Source organism: Roseibium sp. AS2 (assembly GCF_038900065.1).
GTDB lineage: Bacteria > Pseudomonadota > Alphaproteobacteria > Rhizobiales > Stappiaceae > Roseibium.
This window is the reverse complement of sequence record NZ_JBBMQN010000001.1, coordinates 119,996-135,395: the sequence shown is the minus strand read 5'-3', so window position 1 is coordinate 135,395 and position 15,400 is coordinate 119,996. Positions and strand designations below refer to the sequence as shown.

At 62.2% G+C, this 15,400-nt stretch carries 14 protein-coding genes and 1 riboswitch; of the genes, 9 read left to right on the top strand and 5 right to left on the bottom strand.

Annotated features, from left to right (window positions below):
• The first annotated feature begins 22 nt into the window (after nucleotides 1-22).
• Nucleotides 23-661 (top strand): GNAT family protein, encoded by a 639-nt coding sequence (locus WNZ15_RS00605; protein WP_342890989.1) that lies wholly within the window; start codon nucleotides 23-25, stop codon nucleotides 659-661.
• A 31-nt stretch (nucleotides 662-692) separates the two neighbouring features.
• Nucleotides 693-3,602, top strand: a complete 2,910-nt coding sequence (locus WNZ15_RS00600; RefSeq protein ID WP_342890988.1) for an EAL domain-containing protein — start codon at nucleotides 693-695, stop codon at nucleotides 3,600-3,602.
• A 123-nt stretch (nucleotides 3,603-3,725) separates the two neighbouring features.
• Here WNZ15_RS00600 and WNZ15_RS00595 read toward each other — a convergent pair whose 3' ends face one another.
• From WNZ15_RS00595 to ispH, 4 genes are all read right to left on the bottom strand, one after another.
• Nucleotides 3,726-4,649, bottom strand: a complete 924-nt coding sequence (locus WNZ15_RS00595) for a YegS/Rv2252/BmrU family lipid kinase (RefSeq protein ID WP_342890987.1) — start codon at nucleotides 4,647-4,649, stop codon at nucleotides 3,726-3,728.
• Nucleotides 4,650-4,718: 69 nt separating this feature from the next.
• Complete coding sequence (gene rnhA / locus WNZ15_RS00590) at nucleotides 4,719-5,171, bottom strand: ribonuclease HI (RefSeq protein ID WP_342890986.1); 453 nt, start codon at nucleotides 5,169-5,171, stop codon at nucleotides 4,719-4,721.
• Nucleotides 5,168-6,133, bottom strand: coding sequence for a homoserine kinase (locus WNZ15_RS00585; protein ID WP_342890985.1), 966 nt, complete (start codon nucleotides 6,131-6,133; stop codon nucleotides 5,168-5,170). The genes rnhA and WNZ15_RS00585 overlap by 4 nt, the downstream gene beginning before the upstream one ends.
• A gap of 4 nt (nucleotides 6,134-6,137) precedes the next feature.
• The gene (gene ispH, locus WNZ15_RS00580; protein WP_342890984.1) at nucleotides 6,138-7,136 is read right to left on the bottom strand and encodes a 4-hydroxy-3-methylbut-2-enyl diphosphate reductase; all 999 of its coding nucleotides are present in this window, start codon (nucleotides 7,134-7,136) and stop codon (nucleotides 6,138-6,140) included.
• A 194-nt stretch (nucleotides 7,137-7,330) separates the two neighbouring features.
• Between ispH and WNZ15_RS00575 the strand changes: the two genes are divergently transcribed.
• The 6 genes from WNZ15_RS00575 (at nucleotide 7,331) to gcvPB (ending at nucleotide 13,568) form a co-directional block, all read left to right on the top strand.
• Complete coding sequence (locus tag WNZ15_RS00575; RefSeq protein ID WP_342890983.1) at nucleotides 7,331-7,915, top strand: hypothetical protein; 585 nt, start codon at nucleotides 7,331-7,333, stop codon at nucleotides 7,913-7,915.
• A 137-nt stretch (nucleotides 7,916-8,052) separates the two neighbouring features.
• A riboswitch (glycine riboswitch) is annotated at nucleotides 8,053-8,144 on the top strand.
• A gap of 180 nt (nucleotides 8,145-8,324) precedes the next feature.
• The gene (gene gcvT / locus WNZ15_RS00570) at nucleotides 8,325-9,476 is read left to right on the top strand and encodes a glycine cleavage system aminomethyltransferase GcvT (protein WP_342890982.1); all 1,152 of its coding nucleotides are present in this window, start codon (nucleotides 8,325-8,327) and stop codon (nucleotides 9,474-9,476) included.
• Nucleotides 9,477-9,503: 27 nt separating this feature from the next.
• Nucleotides 9,504-9,875, top strand: coding sequence for a glycine cleavage system protein GcvH (gene gcvH, locus WNZ15_RS00565; protein WP_342890981.1), 372 nt, complete (start codon nucleotides 9,504-9,506; stop codon nucleotides 9,873-9,875).
• A 3-nt stretch (nucleotides 9,876-9,878) separates the two neighbouring features.
• On the top strand, nucleotides 9,879-10,364 hold the full coding sequence (locus WNZ15_RS00560; protein WP_342890980.1) for an OsmC family protein: 486 nt from the start codon (nucleotides 9,879-9,881) through the stop codon (nucleotides 10,362-10,364).
• Nucleotides 10,365-10,626: 262 nt separating this feature from the next.
• Nucleotides 10,627-11,973, top strand: a complete 1,347-nt coding sequence (gene gcvPA, locus WNZ15_RS00555) for an aminomethyl-transferring glycine dehydrogenase subunit GcvPA (protein ID WP_342890979.1) — start codon at nucleotides 10,627-10,629, stop codon at nucleotides 11,971-11,973.
• Nucleotides 11,970-13,568, top strand: a complete 1,599-nt coding sequence (gene gcvPB / locus WNZ15_RS00550; RefSeq protein WP_342890978.1) for an aminomethyl-transferring glycine dehydrogenase subunit GcvPB — start codon at nucleotides 11,970-11,972, stop codon at nucleotides 13,566-13,568. The genes gcvPA and gcvPB overlap by 4 nt, the downstream gene beginning before the upstream one ends.
• A gap of 104 nt (nucleotides 13,569-13,672) precedes the next feature.
• Here the strand turns inward: gcvPB and WNZ15_RS00545 are convergent, their stop codons facing one another.
• Nucleotides 13,673-14,572: a hypothetical protein gene (locus tag WNZ15_RS00545; RefSeq protein ID WP_342890977.1), complete on the bottom strand. Its 900-nt coding sequence runs from the start codon at nucleotides 14,570-14,572 to the stop codon at nucleotides 13,673-13,675.
• A gap of 359 nt (nucleotides 14,573-14,931) precedes the next feature.
• Here WNZ15_RS00545 and WNZ15_RS00540 point away from each other — a divergent pair, with 359 nt between their 5' ends.
• Nucleotides 14,932-15,399 (top strand): MarR family transcriptional regulator, encoded by a 468-nt coding sequence (locus tag WNZ15_RS00540; RefSeq protein WP_342890976.1) that lies wholly within the window; start codon nucleotides 14,932-14,934, stop codon nucleotides 15,397-15,399.
• Nucleotide 15,400 lies beyond the last annotated feature (1 nt).

Below are 15,400 nucleotides of genomic sequence, written 5' to 3'. Positions count from 1 at the left end.
ATATAAGGCTGGAGTGCGGGGCATGGCGCTTCTACGTCCGGGAGCTTCACCTGACGCCGAGCTCCTGATCGAGGCCGGCGGATACTATCTTCGTCCGCCGATCATGTATGACTTCAAGTCCTGGGCGGGTCTGCGGGACGAAAGCCGCGCATTCCTGAAACCCTGGGAACCGCTCTGGCCGTCCGACGATCTGACCAAGACCGGCTTTCGCCGCCGCCTGCGCCGTTACGCCAGGGACCGCAAGGAAGGCCGCAGCCTCTCCTTTCTGCTGTTCAACGCCAGGACCGACGAAATTCTGGGTGGCATGACGCTGAGCAACATCCGCAGAGGTGTTAGCCAGACTGCGACACTTGGCTACTGGATGGGGCATCGGCACGCGGGAAAAGGGCACATGTCTGCCGCCGTGGCCATGATCTTGCCGTTTTGTTTCGACGTGCTGAACCTTCACCGAATTGAAGCGGCCTGTTTGCCAACGAACATGCCGTCCATCCGCCTACTCGAAAAAGCCGGATTCCAGAGGGAAGGCTACGCACGCAACTATCTGTTGATCAACGGCTCCTGGCAGGACCACCTGCTGTTTGCCTGTTTGGCGGAGGATCATGCGTCGCGGCCTTCCAGAGTGGCTCCGAACGTCGAGGGAATCTTGAAAGAATTCTTGTGACATGTGCCACAACCCGGTAGGTCTTCGCTCCATGTCGAATTTGATACCGGATCCAATCAGCAACGTGTTTAAAAGCCTCGCCATTGCGGTGTCGCTTCTGGTCACGTTGGTTGCGGCGCCGCCAGCGCAGGCGCTGGAGCCGATCCCTGTGCCGATCGATATCGAGGCGCTCGATATCACCAGTTCCATCGACCTCCACCGCGAGGCGGGCAATCGGCTGCAGGTCTCCACCGCACCGGGCGCCGACGGCATCGTGCGCCGGATCGAGGTGCCGTCGCGCGACGGCACCAACACAAACTGGGCGGTCTTTTCGCTGGCCAACACCAGTGACGAGCAGATCGACCGGCTGATTGTCGCGCCGAACTACAAGCTTGTCGGCTCCGCGCTGTTCTGGCCGGACCTGGGCTCGTCGCGCATCGCCGCGATCACGCCGAGCCAGGGGATTGCCCCCGAGCGCCAGAAAAGCCTGGAGGCGGATGTCTTCCTCGTCACGCTCGACCCGGGGTCCATCGTCACCTTTGTCGCCGAACTGACCACGCCGAACCTGCCGGAAATCCGGATCTGGGAACCGGATGTCTATGAGGAAACAATCAACGCCTACACGCTGTACAGGGGCATCATTCTCGGCATTTCCGGGCTTCTGGCCCTGTTCCTGACCATTTTGTTCGTGGTCAAGGGCACCGTGATGTTTCCCGCGACCGCGGCGCTGGCCTGGTCGGTGCTCGCGTATCTGTGCATCGACTTCGGGTTCTGGGGCATGGTCTTCAAGCTGGAGGGCGGCGGCAGTCAGCTGGCCCGGGCCTGCGCCGAAGTCATGCTCGCCGCCAGCCTGATCATCTTCCTCTACGCCTATCTCAACCTGAACCGCTGGAACATCCATTATTCCCATCTGGCGCTGACCACCCTGATCCTCATCCTGGGCCTTCTGGGTGTCGCCGTCTGGGATCCGTCCATTGCCGCCGGCATCGCGCGTCTGGCGCTGGCCGTGATCGGCATTCTCGGGTTCGTGACCATCGCCGTACTGGCGTTCCAGCATTACGACCGCGCTATCCTGCTGATCCCGACCTGGTGTCTCCTGATCGCCTGGCTGATCGGCGCGGGCATGACCGTCACCGGCTATATTGCCAATGACATCGTCCAGCCGGCCCTCGGCGGCGGACTGGTCCTGATCGTCCTTCTGATCGGCTTCACGGTGATGCAGCATGCCTTTGCCGGCGGCGCGATCGCGCAGGGGCTGATTTCCGACATCGAGCGCAAGGCGCTTGCCCTGACCGGTGCCGGCGACATCATCTGGGACTGGGATATCGACCGCGACCGCATCTACACCGGCAACGAGGTCGAGGATCTGCTCAACCTCAAGCGCGGATCGCTGGAAGGTCCGGCACGTGACTGGCTCGATGTGCTGCATCCCCAGGACCGGGACAGGTTCCGCGCGACACTCGACGCGGTGATCGACCAGCGCCGCGGCAAGGTGATGCAGACGTTCCGCCTGCGCTCCGAGGACGGTCATTTCCGCTGGTTCCGCCTGAGGGCGCGCCCGATCATCGGCTCGGATGGTGAAGTGATCCGCTGCGTCGGCACTTTGCTGGATGTCACCGAGGAACGGACCGCCGAGGAGCGGCTGCTGCATGATGCGGTGCATGACAACCTGACCGGCCTGCCGAACCGGGAGCTGTTCGTCGACCGCCTGCGCACCAGCGTGGTCAGGTCCAAGGCCGAAGAGACCGCCAAGCCGACCATTCTCGTTCTCAATCTTGACCGGTTCAAGCAGGTCAATGACAGCATCGGCCTCAGCGCCGGCGACAGCATCCTGCTCACCGTGGCCCGTCGTCTCGGCCGGCTGATCGGACAGCAGGACACGCTCGGGCGTCTGTCGGGCGACCAGTACGGTCTTGTGCTGTTGTCCGAGCAGGAGCCGGACCGCATCGTCGCGCTGGCCGATTCCCTGCGCAAGGCCGTGCGTGCGCCGATCACCTTCGGCGACCGGGAGATCTTTCTGACCTGCTCCGTCGGCATCGCCTTTTTCGAGGGCGGCAAGCAGGGTGTCGAGGACATGCTCACCAACGCCGAGATCGCCCTCAACCACGCCAAGCGGCTGGGCGGCGACCGCCAGGAAGTGTTCCGGCCGATCCTCAGGCCGCTCGACAAGAATATCGTCGATCTGGAAGCGGATCTGCGCGAGGCCATCAAGAAGGAAACGCTCGGGGTCTTCTTCCAGCCGATCATTCGCCTCGAGGATCAGTCCGTCGCCGGCTTCGAAGTGCTCGCCCGCTGGAACCATGCCAAGCGGGGCAAGATCTCGCCGTCGGAATTCATTCCGGTGGCCGAGCAATCCGGCCTCATCAACGAGCTGGGCATGTACATGCTGGACAAGGGCGCGCAACAGCTTGCCTTCTGGCAGCGCGAGTTCCCGACGCCGCAGCCTCTGTTCACGTCGGTCAACCTGTCGTCCCGCCAATTGCTCAAGCAGGACCTGATCAACGACGTCAAGGCCGTGCTGTCGCGGACCTCGCTGGAACCTGGAACGCTCAAGCTGGAACTGACGGAATCCCTGGTGATGTCCAATCCGGAATATTCCGCCAAGGTTCTGGAGCGGCTGCGCGGACTGGGCGCGGGCCTGTCGCTGGACGATTTCGGCACCGGCCATTCATCGCTGTCCTACCTGCAGCGCTTTCCCTTCGACACGATCAAGATCGACCAGTCCTTCGTCAAGCCGAACGGCTCCTCCGCCCGCCCGGTGCTGCTGAGGACCATCGTGGCCATGGGGCACGACCTGGGCATGTCGGTGGTCGCCGAGGGCGCGGAAAGCGAAAACGATGCCCTGGAGCTCTACCAGCTCGGCTGCGAATATGCGCAAGGGTTCTTCTTCGGCGAAGCCGTCTCGGCGAACGAAGCCACCAGGATCCTGCGCAAGATGCCGGCACAGGCGGAAACCGCGTAGAAGCCAGCACCGGCTTGCGGTCCTGGCCCTGGTCTGGAAACTCTCACGGGAAAGGGTGGTCAGGATCAGGGCCGGAACGGCAGGCCCGGCCTGATCCAGACGTCCTCAGTCAGACCTGAAGACTCACGGCACCAGGACCGGCACCGTTCTTTCGGTCTGCCGGATTTCCAGGGGCGTCGCGCCGAAAGGATCGCCATCGACCTGGGCGGCGACATGTTCGCGCGCGGCGATCGTGGCGGTGGTGAAGGGGCGCACCAGCGCGCCGTGCGCCTTGTGGATCCGCCCGCAGACCAGCGCAATTCCGTAGCGCAGGGTCGACCAGGGGTCATCGCGTTCCAGAACCAGCATGTGCAGGCCGGAATCGGTCGCCCCGCCCGGGCAGATCACGAAGGGGCCGCCATAGTGCCGGGCATTGCTGGCAACGGCGAATTTGCCCGAGCATTTTTCACCGTCCAGCACGATGTCCAGGGAAGTGGCCTTGCGGCTCAGGCCGATCCGGAGCGCGGTGAGAACATAGGCGAGTTTGCCCAGCCGGCGCTTCAGCGACAACGGCACGGCATGAACGACCTCTGCATCGAAACCGGCGGATGCCATGAGCACGAAGGGCCGGCCATTCGCGAGGCCGTAGTGCAGCGGTGCGGTCTTGCCTGCGCAGATCATCTGCGCGATCGCCCTGGCGTTGCGCGGCAGGGACAGCTCGAGCGCGAGCACATTGGCCGTTCCGAACGGAATCACTGCAAGCGGCGGCGGCGCGGGATGGTCCATGAAGCCGTTGAGTGCCTCGTTGATCGATCCGTCGCCGCCGGCAATAACGAGTGTCTTCACGCGCAGGTTCGGGTCGGCGCAGATCTCGCCGATCTCGCCCGCGTGCCGGGTCAGCCGGATCACAGTCTTGTGGCCAAGATCCTCCAGATGCTTGCGGACATTGTCCAGGAGATCGGCCTTGTAGCCGCCCGAGGTCGGATTGGCCATGATCAGCACCGTGCCTGCGGTGTCGCGCACCATGGTGCGCGCTGACGCCGGGCCGGACCACCAGAATATTCCCACACACAATCCTTTACTAACCGAAGCCGGTCTCAGGTCCTGTCCTCATCGCGTGAGGACACAGCCGATGGCTTACCCGCCGCCCTTATAGGGCGCCATGCCGCCGCGCGCCAGTTCGTCAGCGCGTTCGTTGTCCGGATGGCCCGCATGCCCTTTGACCCAGTGCCAGGTCACGTCATGTCGCTCCCTGGCCGCATCGAGAGCCTGCCACAGTTCCGCGTTCTTGACCGGCTTGTTCTGGGCGGTGCGCCAGTTCTTCCGCTTCCAGCCCGCAAGCCATTCCCTGATGCCGCTGCGCACATAGGTGCTGTCCGTGTAGAGATCGATCACACAGGGCCGCTTGAGGGCGTTGAGCGCCTCGATGGCGGCCTGCAGTTCCATGCGGTTGTTGGTGGTTTCCGGCGCGCCGCCCTTGAGTTCCTTCTCATGCGCGCCGAACCGCAGGATAGCCCCCCAGCCACCGGGACCCGGATTTCCCGAGCAGGCGCCATCGGTATAGATCGTCACACGGTTGTCGTCGCTCATCGTTTCAGTCCGTAGGCCTGCGCCGTCTCGACACTCTGGTGAAAACGCAGTTTCTTCAGATATTCCATCGGGTCCTTCGGCGTGACCAGCGCGCCTTCGGGAACGCTCAGCCAGTCGTACAGCCGCGTCAGCAGGAACCGCAGCGACGCTCCCCGGCACAGCGTCGGCAGGGCATCGTATTCCGCATGGCTCAGCGGGCGCACTTCGGCATAGCCTTTCAGCAGGGCCCTGGCCTTGGTCACATTGAAGGACAGGTCCTGTTCGAAGCACCAGGCATTCAGGCAGATCGCGATGTCATAGGCGAAAGCGTCGTTGCAGGCGAAGTAGAAATCGATCAGGCCGGACAACTCGTCGCCCAGGAAGAACACGTTGTCCGGGAAGAGGTCCGCATGGATCACGCCGCCGGGCAGATCCGCGGGCCATCCGTTTTCCAGATGGTCGAGTTCACGGGAAATCTCCGCGCCAAGGCCCGGATGGACCGTGTCGCACCGCGTCCCGCACTGGTCGAACAGCGGCCGCCAGCCGGAGACGTCGAGGGCATTGCGGCGGAAACCGTCATAGTCCTGGCCGTCGATATGAAGCTCGGCCATGGCCTTGCCGAGTTCCGCGCAGTGGTCGACCCGGGGGCGCTTGACCCACATGCCCTCCAGAAAGGTCACCAGCGCGGCCGGACGCCCCGACAGGGTCCCGAGCAACGCGCCGGAGCGGGAGGCGACGGGTGTCGGGCACGACAGGCCTTTTGCCGCCAGATGCTGCATCAGGTTGAGAAAATAGGGCAGATCGTCCGGGCTGACCCGTTTTTCGTAGAGCGTGAGGATGAATGACGCCTTGTCCGTGTGGACGAGAAAGTTGCTGTTCTCGACCCCTTCCGCGATGCCCTTGAAGGACAACAGGCGCCCCACGTCGTATTTGCCGATGAAGTCGTTGAGCTCCTCGTCGGTCACTTCGGTATAAACTGCCATGATTTTATCCGGTGGCCGCTCTGGAGGGGCCGGTCGGCTCCCTGAGTTCGCGCGGCAGGTTGAAGGCAATCGTTTCCTCGGCGGTGCGGACCGTTTCGACCGAGACGTCGAATCGGTCCGCGAAAGCGCTGATGATTTCCTCCACCAGGGTTTCGGGCGCCGACGCGCCTGCCGTCAGGCCAAGCGAGGTGATGCCGTCAAAACCGGGCCATTGAATGTCGCTCGCACGCTGGATCAGAACCGAGGTCTTGCAGCCGGCACGTTCAGCCACTTCGCGCAGCCGCTGTGAATTGGATGAATTCGGCGCGCCGACAACGATCATCGCATCAACAACCGGGGCGACCTGCTTGACCGCTTCCTGCCGGTTCGTGGTGGCGTAGCAGATGTCTTCCTTGTGCGGGGCCACGATCTTCGGAAACCGCTCCTGGAGCACGGCGACGATCCCGGCGGTGTCGTCGACGGAGAGCGTCGTCTGGGTGATATAGGCCAGTGGACGGTCGGTCTTGGGTGCGAAGGCGCGGGCGTCCGCTTCTGTCTCGATCAAGGTCACGGTGCCCTCGGGCAACTGGCCCATGGTGCCGATGACTTCCGGGTGGCCCGCATGACCGATCAGGACGATTTCCCGATCGCGCCGGAAGTGGATTTCCGCTTCCTTGTGAACCTTCGACACCAGCGGGCAGGTCGCGTCCAGATAGAACATGTTGCGCGAACGGGCGTCTTCCGGGACGGCCTTGGGCACGCCATGGGCCGAGAAGATCACCGGCCGGCCGGCGTCTTCGGCCGGAATTTCCTCGAGCTCCTCGACAAACACAGCCCCCTTGGCCTTCAGCCCGTCGACCACGTATTTGTTGTGCACAATCTCGTGACGCACATAAACGGGAGGGCCGTATTTCGCGAGGGCGAGTTCCACGATCTGGATCGCCCGGTCGACGCCGGCGCAAAAGCCGCGCGGCGCGCAAAGGCGAATGACAAGGGAAGGTTTGTCTCGTGCGATTTCGGTCATCAGTTGCTTTCGGCGCTCCTGTCTGACCGCAATAAGGGCAGCAGACCCTGTTCTGTCAAGGGAGGGGTACTGAACCGCGCGTCAATTCAGCCACATTTTGCTGGTTGAAGGTTTGCTTTCAACAAGCCTCGCCAAGTAAATCGTCAGCTGCTATGAAGCTCCGCCGATGAGTGTTGCAGGAATATGGATAGAAGATGAGCAGTGCGAAACCCGCCGTGACCGGTAGAAACCTGAAGGCAATTGTGACCGCGGGCCTTTTGGCCGCGGCCCTGGGCGGCTGCGGGGGTGTTGCGGACGGTGTCGCCGGAAAAGTCATCTCGGGCGGCCAGGAGCCGATCGAGATTTCGCCGGACACCTTTGCACCGCCCGTCGCCTGCCCGCCGATGCAATTGCAGACGGACACCTTCCTGATCATGAAGTATGCGCGCGGCAAGGAAAACGACCCGGCCGGGCTGCTTTATCAGGCGTCCCTGGAGGATTGGGCCAACACCTGCACCCTGGAGCCGGACGGCTCCCGCCGCATGAAGCTTGGCTTTTCCGGCAATGTGACCTCCGGACCGCTCTGGAAGGGGGGCGAAGTCGTGCTGCCCCTGCGCATCGCGATCGTGCCCGCCGGAAGCGACGCGAAACCGCTGAGCTCCGAGGTCATACGCATTCCCGTTACGCTGGGAGCCAACGCGCCGAGCGAAACCTGGACGTTGATCGAAAACAAGTTCACGGTGCCGGGAAACCAGGGCGCGAAGGTGGTGTTCGGATTTGACGACAACCGCCGCCGCTGACGCGTCGGATCCGCCCGGGCAAATCCGCCCACCACGCAAGTCGTATATTGACAAGCCTCTGTCGGCCTTTCACAATCGCGCGCAATCGGGATCGTCCCCCGGTTGGCGTGTCGCACAGTTCAACACAGCGGCACGGCAAAGTCTGTGCGGGAGAGGCCGGGTAGAGTAACCCGGCGCCGAAGGAGCAACCGCCCCGGAAACTCTCAGGCAAAAGGACCGCACGGGTTCAAACGCTCTGGAAAGCAGTGCTCCGCGCCTTTGTCGTGCGGACTGCTCACCGAAGGAGTAACCGTCCTGACACCTTGTCGGGCGGGAAATCTCTCAGGTACTCGGACAGAGGGGGTGCAGACAGACCAGAGCCCGGCAGGGCCTGTTTGGGACTGCGCAACCCTGAACACGAGGACCGTACATGGCGGAACACGTTGCAGAAACAGATCTGAAACAAACGCCTCTTCATGATCTTCACGTGGAACTTGGTGCCCGCATGGTGCCCTTCGCCGGCTACGCCATGCCGGTGCAGTACAAGGCCGGTATCATGGCCGAGCACCTGCATGCGCGCAGCAAGGCCGGCCTGTTCGACGTGTCCCACATGGGGCAGGCGTTTCTCCTCGGTCCGGATCATGAAACGACCGCGCGTGCCCTGGAAGCTCTGACCCCCTCCAATTTCGTCGAACTCGGTCTTGGCCGGCAGCGCTACACGGTGCTGCTCAACGACGACGGCGGCATCATCGACGATCTGATGGTGACACGTTCCGTCTCCGAAGACGATGACGGCAAACTGATGCTGGTGGTCAATGCGGCCCGCAAGGATGTCGACTACGCCCATTTTCGCGCAAGACTGCCGGAAAACGTCAGCCTGCATGTGGTCGAGGACCGCGCCCTGATCGCGGTGCAGGGGCCGGAGGCCGTTGCCGCTGTCGCCGCGCATGCGCCCGCGGCGGCCGACCTTGCCTTCATGTCGGCATCTTCCATGGAATTCGACGGCATCGACTGCCACGTCGCCCGCGCCGGTTATACCGGCGAGGACGGTGTTGAAATGTCGGTTCCCGCGGGTGCCGCCGAGGCGATTGCCCGCGCCCTTCTGGCCGATGACCGGGTGGCCCCCGTCGGGCTGGGCGCGCGCGACAGCCTGCGCCTGGAAGCGGGTCTGTGCCTGTACGGTCACGATATCGACGAAACCACGTCTCCGGTTGAAGGCGCCATCACGTTCTGCATGCAGAAACGCCGCCGCGAAGAAGGCGGCTTTCCCGGAGCGGACCGGATCCAGCAGGAACTTACCGGCGGTCCCGGCCGTGTCCGGGTCGGCATGAAGCTTGATGGCAAGGCGCCGGCGCGTGAAGGCGCGGAAATCGCGCTTGCCGACGGACCGGTGATCGGCACGCTGACCTCGGGGGGCTTCGCGCCCACCGTCGGCGCTCCCATCGCCATGGGCTATGTGCCCACGGAGCACGCCGCAGTCGGAACCGCCCTGGAACTGATCGTCCGGGGCAGGCGCCTGGCCGCGACTGTCGCGGACATGCCCTTCGTGCCGAACCGCTATTACAGAAAACCCAAGCCTTAAGTCTTTCCAGAGAATGGACGTACGAACATGACGACCTATTATTCCAAAGATCATGAATGGATTTCCGTCGAGGGCGACACCGCCACGATCGGCATCACCTCCTATGCCCAGGAACAGCTTGGGGATGTTGTCTATGTGGAACTGCCGGAAACCGGCAAAGCCCTGTCGCAGGGGGATGAAGCCGCCGTGGTCGAATCGGTGAAGGCCGCCAGCGAAGTCTACGCGCCGATCGACGGCGAAGTGGTGGGCACAAACGACGTGCTTGCGGATGAACCGGCCAAGGTCAACGACGACCCTGAAGGTGCGGCCTGGTTCCTGAAACTGAAGATCGGCAACGCCGGTCAATTCTCGGATCTGATGGATCAGGCAGCCTACAAGGCCTATGTGGAGACGCTCTAGCTCATGGCAGGTCATCATTACACAGCACTGGTGGAATGGGCCTGTGACGGCGACTATGCCGCCAATGCCTATTCCCGCGGACATATCTGGCAGTTTGACGGTGGACTGAAAATCCCGGCGAGCGCATCGCCAACGGTCGTGCCCCTGCCGCATTCCGTCGAATCCGCCGTCGATCCCGAGGAGGCCTTCGTCGCCGCCATCTCGTCGTGCCACATGCTGTCGTTTCTTGACCTGGCGCGGATGGCGAACTTCAACGTCGCAAGCTACAGGGACAACGCGCAGGGAGAGATGAACCGCGTGGGCCGGGGCAAGATGGCGATCACCAAGGTGATCCTGCGTCCGGAAGTCACCCTTGTGGCCGACCAGGCTCCGGACCCGACATGGCTGACGGACCTGCACGAAAAGGCGCATGAAGTCTGCTTCATCGCCAATTCGGTCAAGTGCGACATCCTGATCGAAGCCGGACCACTGAAGCTCGCGGCGAAGTAATTTGGGAATCGGGCCGCGCAAGCCTCGCGGCCAGGTCCTTGCCTTGGACGGTGTCCGTCTCTCCCCACCGTCATTCCGGGCGACGCGCTGGCGCCGGGCCGGGACCGGGGAGTTCGAACCCGAGAGCCCGAACCCGTGAGCCCGGACCCGTGAACATTGCGGCTTCCCGGTCCCGGATGTCGCTGTGTTCGCCCGGAAATACGATTAGAGAGTATGGCGGCATGCCGCTCCACTCACAGACCAACCCCTTGGGAGCTGCCTGATGCGCTACCTGCCTTTGAACGACACCGATCGCACCGACATGCTTGCGCGGATCGGGGTCAACTCGATTGACGATCTGTTCGCCGACATTCCGCAGGAGGTCCGTTTCAGCGGCCTGCTGGATCTGCCGAAACGCGCCAGCGAGCTGGAAGTGGAACGAAAGCTCTCGGCGATGGCCGCGAAAAACACGGCGGCCGGATCGGTGCCGTTTTTCGTCGGCGCGGGCGCCTACAAGCACCACGTTCCGGCCACGGTCGATCATCTGATCCAGCGGTCCGAATTCCTGACCTCCTATACGCCTTATCAGCCGGAGATCACGCAGGGCACTTTGCAGTACCTGTTCGAATTCCAGACCCAGGTGGCGCAACTGACAGCGATGGATGTCGCCAACGCGTCCATGTACGATGGTTCCACCGGCACTGGCGAGGCGGTGCTGATGGCCCACCGGATCACTCGGCGCAACAAGGCGGTTCTGTCCGGCGGACTGCATCCGCAATACCGCGCCGTTGTCGAAGGCCTGTCGGCGATGGCCGGCGACCAGGTGGTCAGCCTGCCCGCGGACCCGAGCGGTACCGAGGACATTCTCGCGCAGATCGACGACGAGACCTCCTGTGTCGTGGTTCAGTCGCCGTCCTTCTACGGTCAGTTGATCGACCTGAAGCCGATTGCCGAAAAGGCCCATGCCCACAAGGCGCTGCTGATCGCGGTCTTCACCGAAGTTGTGTCGCTCGGCCTGATCGAGCCGCCGGGGACCCAGGGCGCCGATATCGTTGTCGGCGAGGGCCAATCCATCGGCAACGGCCTCAATTTCGGCGGTCCCTATGTGGGCCTCTTTGCAACCCGTCAGAAATATGTCCGGCAGATGCCGGGACGCCTGTGCGGAGAGACGGTCGATGCGGAAGGCAAACGCGGTTTTGTGCTGACGCTGTCGACCCGTGAGCAGCATATCCGCCGCGACAAGGCGACTTCCAACATCTGCACCAATTCAGGCCTCTGCTGCCTGGCCTTCACCATTCACATGTCGCTGCTGGGGCAGGCCGGCCTGACGAAACTGGCCCGCATCAACCACGCCAACGCGGTCAAGCTGAAGACGCTTCTTGCCGGCATTTCCGGTGTCGAGGTTCTGAACGCGGCCTATTTCAACGAATTCACCATCGCTCTGCCGAAACCGGCCGGGGACGTCGTCGAACGGCTTGCCAAACGCGGCATCCTCGCCGGCCTGCCGGTCTCACGGCTGGAACCGGGCAAGGAAAATCTCGCCAATCTGCTTGTTGTGGCTTCGACGGAAATCAACACGGATGAAGACCGGGCCGCTTTCGCAAGCGCGCTGAAGGAGGTGCTGGCATGAGCATGAACACGCAAGGACGCCCGACAAATCCGGGCGAAGCGGACAATGGTTTCCGCCCGAAGACCTTCACCGGCAACCGCGGGCTCGACATGGAAGAGCCGCTGATCTTCGAATTCGGTTCGCTGGAAACCACCGGTGTCGATCTGGACGAGGACACGGACGGGAGCGTCGACTTCGAACTCGGCGGCCACCGCCGTCAGGCCGAGATCGGCCTGCCGGGTCTCGCCGAACCGGAAGCGATGCGCCATTATGTGCGCCTGTCGCGCAACAACTACGCCATCGACAGCGGTCTCTATCCGCTCGGCTCGTGCACCATGAAGCACAATCCGCGCCTCAACGAGAAGATGGCCCGCCTGCCGGGCTTCGGCGATATTCATCCCCTGCAGCCGGTCTCGTCCGTGCCGGGTGCGCTGGAACTCATCGACGACCTGGCCCACTGGTTGATGGTCTCCACCCACATGTCTGCCGTCGCCATGAGCCCCAAAGCCGGTGCCCACGGAGAATTGTGCGGCATGATGGCGATCAAGGCTGCCCATACGGCGGCCGGTCGCGACCCGAAAATCGTGCTTGTGCCGGAAAGCGCCCATGGCACCAATCCGGCCACCGCCGCGCTGCTCGGTTACAAGGTCGTTTCCATCGGCGCCAAGGACGACGGCACGGTGGATCTCGACGCCCTGAAGGCGACCGCCGAAGAGCACAGCGGCAACATTGCCGGCATCATGCTGACCAACCCGAACACATGCGGGCTGTTCGAGCGCGACATCAAGCAGATCGCAGACCTGATCCACGCAGCAGACGCGTATTTCTACTGCGACGGAGCCAATTTCAACGCCATCGTCGGCAAGGCCCGGCCCGGGGATCTGGGCGTCGATGCGATGCATATCAACCTGCACAAGACATTTTCGACGCCCCACGGTGGCGGCGGTCCCGGCTCCGGTCCGGTGGTTCTGTCGGAACGCCTGGCCCCCTTCGCGCCCTTGCCCTTCATCCGTAAGACGGATGCGGGTCTGGAACTGGTCGAAACGGACGAGGCGACCGGGGAGGGCGAGCAGCCTTTCGGCCGCATGACCGCCTTTCACGGCCAGATGGGCATGTATGTGCGCGCGCTCTCCTACATGATGAGCCACGGCTCGGATGGCATGAAACAGGCATCCGAGGACGCCGTCCTGAATGCCAACTATATTCGCGTCGGCCTGCAGGACCTGATGAGCCTGCCGTTCGGCGAACGCCCGTGCATGCACGAGGTGCTGTTCGACGACAGCTTCCTGAAGGACACCGGTGTCACCACACTCGATTTCGCCAAGGCGATGATCGATGAGGGCTATCACCCGATGACCATGTATTTCCCGCTGGTCGTTCATGGCGCCATGCTGATCGAGCCGACGGAATCGGAGAGCCGGGCGTCGCTGGATCTGTTTGTCGCCACAATGCGCGATCTGGTCATGAGTGCGCAGCGCGGAGAAACCGGCCGCTTTTCCGGTGCTCCCTATCTCGCCCCACGCCGGCGTCTCGACGAAACCGGAGCAGCCCGCAAGCCGGTGCTGAAGTGGAGCGCGCCGGCACCGGCGGAGGTCACGCCGGCGGCGGCGGAATAGACGCGGCTTCGGGCCAGACATCTTGTCAGTTCAGGCCCCGGTGACCGACCGGGGCCTGCTGCCGGAAATTGCAGCCGGAAACTGCCACAGGAATCTTGCCGGGCTCACCGGATCAGGACGGTGCCCTCATCGGCTTTCGCGCCGAAGATATGCGAGGAATTGAGCCACAGAGACGGGTCATCCAGAGGCGTTTGCGGACCGAGGAGCGGATTGGGAATGCTGATGACCGTGCGTTTGTCGAGCCGCGCGCGCGCAATGGCGTCGCTGTAGTATTTCAGAAACAGCCTGTCGAAGGAGCCGTCTGAAATCATCCCTCGCAGCCCGCGTTCGATGCGCTCTGCGAGATCGGGGCGTTTTGGCGTCACGAAGTAGTAGATCGGGTGCGGAAAAAACAGCGCGATTTCCTGCTCGACGGCCAGAAATGGGTATTCCGTCACCCATTGGGCATGTTCGAAATATATCTCGTCAATCCCGCGGCTGAAGGTAATGAAACGCCTCAGGCCCAGCATCTTGAACAGTTCGTCGTTGCCTGGCGCCGTCATGACGGTGAAGCCTGCAGCCTCAAGGGACGTCGTTGTGGACCATTGGGCACCGGATCCGGTCGGGAGCTTTTTCAGGTCTTCGAGTGTCGAGACCTTCGACAGCATGTTCTGATCTTGCCTGTTTATGAAGAACAGGCGGTACCCTTGCAGCCCTTTACGGATCGGTATGCGGATCGGAATGAGTTTTTCCTCCCATTCCGGTTTTGTCGGCAAGGCGGTGAACTCGATATTCTCGCCGGAGAGAAGTTCCAGGAATTTCCGGTTGCGGGAGTAAGGCAGTTCTCCCGCGACGCGGCGCTTCGCGGCACCCGGAGCTTCCGTGCGTTTGAAAATCTGATGGGTCAGTTCCAGAATAAAGTTCGAGTTCTTTTCCGCACCTCTCGTGGCGGTGGGGGCGGCCACCAACAGGAACAGCAGGCCGGCCATTGCAACGGGACTCAGGAAAGTCTTTATCTTGGGCATCGCTGTTTCGTTCGAACTCGGGTTTGGAATTTCGATCCTCGACAAGATTTGTCCGTATAGTCTGAACAATAAATGAATCGCAACGTAAGAAATTGTGTCTAACGAATTAAAGTATTCGGGAGAATATTGTTATAAATAGCGATAACGATTTTGGTTATCGTGAAGAATGATTCTTTAAATCATTAAGTTAAATTAATGGAGTCGAAGCGGGCGGCGCTTTCCGGTGGAGAAGGTCTACCCGCGCCGATCCCCGGCTTCTCCACACCCTGGTATGCCGCATGAAATCTGTCCCGATGAAAAGTACTTGATTTATGACAAATAATTTGTCATATTGACAATAATATTGCTGAATGTGTGCCATGAACAAATCAGTTGAACTCTATGAAATTATCCGCCTGATCAGGCCGGTTCACAGGCGTCTTGCCCGGGCGGTCGAGGCGAAACTGGAGGGAACCGGCATCACGGTCGGCATGCGTGCTGTGCTGGAGGTGCTGCAAGAGGCCGGTCCGATGTCGGTACCTGATCTGGGGCGCATGCTCTTTCTGGCCCGCCAGCAGATCCAGTTGCTGGTCAACGAGCTGGAAAAACGGGGACTGGTCGACCGCAGGCCCAACCCCGCGCACAAACGTTCGCCGTTGTTCGCCATGACCCGGGCCGGAGAGGCCGGGTTTGGCGAGATCCGCGCGCGCGAAAACGACGACATAGACAAGATCAGCGGTTTGTTCGAGCAAGAGGATCTTCGTTCGGCGCAAAGCGTGCTCTGCGCGATGCTTGATCAATTCGCGGAATTCGAGGACGACCCTGATCTGCCGAGAGCCCTGGAGTGAC

Bases quoted from the DNA above. Each gene is read 5' to 3' on its own strand.
- WNZ15_RS00600 (WP_342890988.1), top strand. From the start codon at position 693: ATGTCGAATTTGATACCGGATCCAATCAGCAACGTGTTTAAAAGCCTC.
- WNZ15_RS00545 (WP_342890977.1), bottom strand. From the start codon at position 14,572: ATGCCCAAGATAAAGACTTTCCTGAGTCCCGTTGCAATGGCCGGCCTG.
- WNZ15_RS00575 (WP_342890983.1), top strand. From the start codon at position 7,331: ATGAGCAGTGCGAAACCCGCCGTGACCGGTAGAAACCTGAAGGCAATT.
- WNZ15_RS00605 (WP_342890989.1), top strand. From the start codon at position 23: ATGGCGCTTCTACGTCCGGGAGCTTCACCTGACGCCGAGCTCCTGATC.
- WNZ15_RS00540 (WP_342890976.1), top strand. From the start codon at position 14,932: ATGAACAAATCAGTTGAACTCTATGAAATTATCCGCCTGATCAGGCCG.
- WNZ15_RS00585 (WP_342890985.1), bottom strand. From the start codon at position 6,133: ATGGCAGTTTATACCGAAGTGACCGACGAGGAGCTCAACGACTTCATC.
- gcvH (WP_342890981.1), top strand. From the start codon at position 9,504: ATGACGACCTATTATTCCAAAGATCATGAATGGATTTCCGTCGAGGGC.
- gcvT (WP_342890982.1), top strand. From the start codon at position 8,325: ATGGCGGAACACGTTGCAGAAACAGATCTGAAACAAACGCCTCTTCAT.
- ispH (WP_342890984.1), bottom strand. From the start codon at position 7,136: ATGACCGAAATCGCACGAGACAAACCTTCCCTTGTCATTCGCCTTTGC.
- WNZ15_RS00560 (WP_342890980.1), top strand. From the start codon at position 9,879: ATGGCAGGTCATCATTACACAGCACTGGTGGAATGGGCCTGTGACGGC.
- rnhA (WP_342890986.1), bottom strand. From the start codon at position 5,171: ATGAGCGACGACAACCGTGTGACGATCTATACCGATGGCGCCTGCTCG.
- gcvPB (WP_342890978.1), top strand. From the start codon at position 11,970: ATGAGCATGAACACGCAAGGACGCCCGACAAATCCGGGCGAAGCGGAC.
- gcvPA (WP_342890979.1), top strand. From the start codon at position 10,627: ATGCGCTACCTGCCTTTGAACGACACCGATCGCACCGACATGCTTGCG.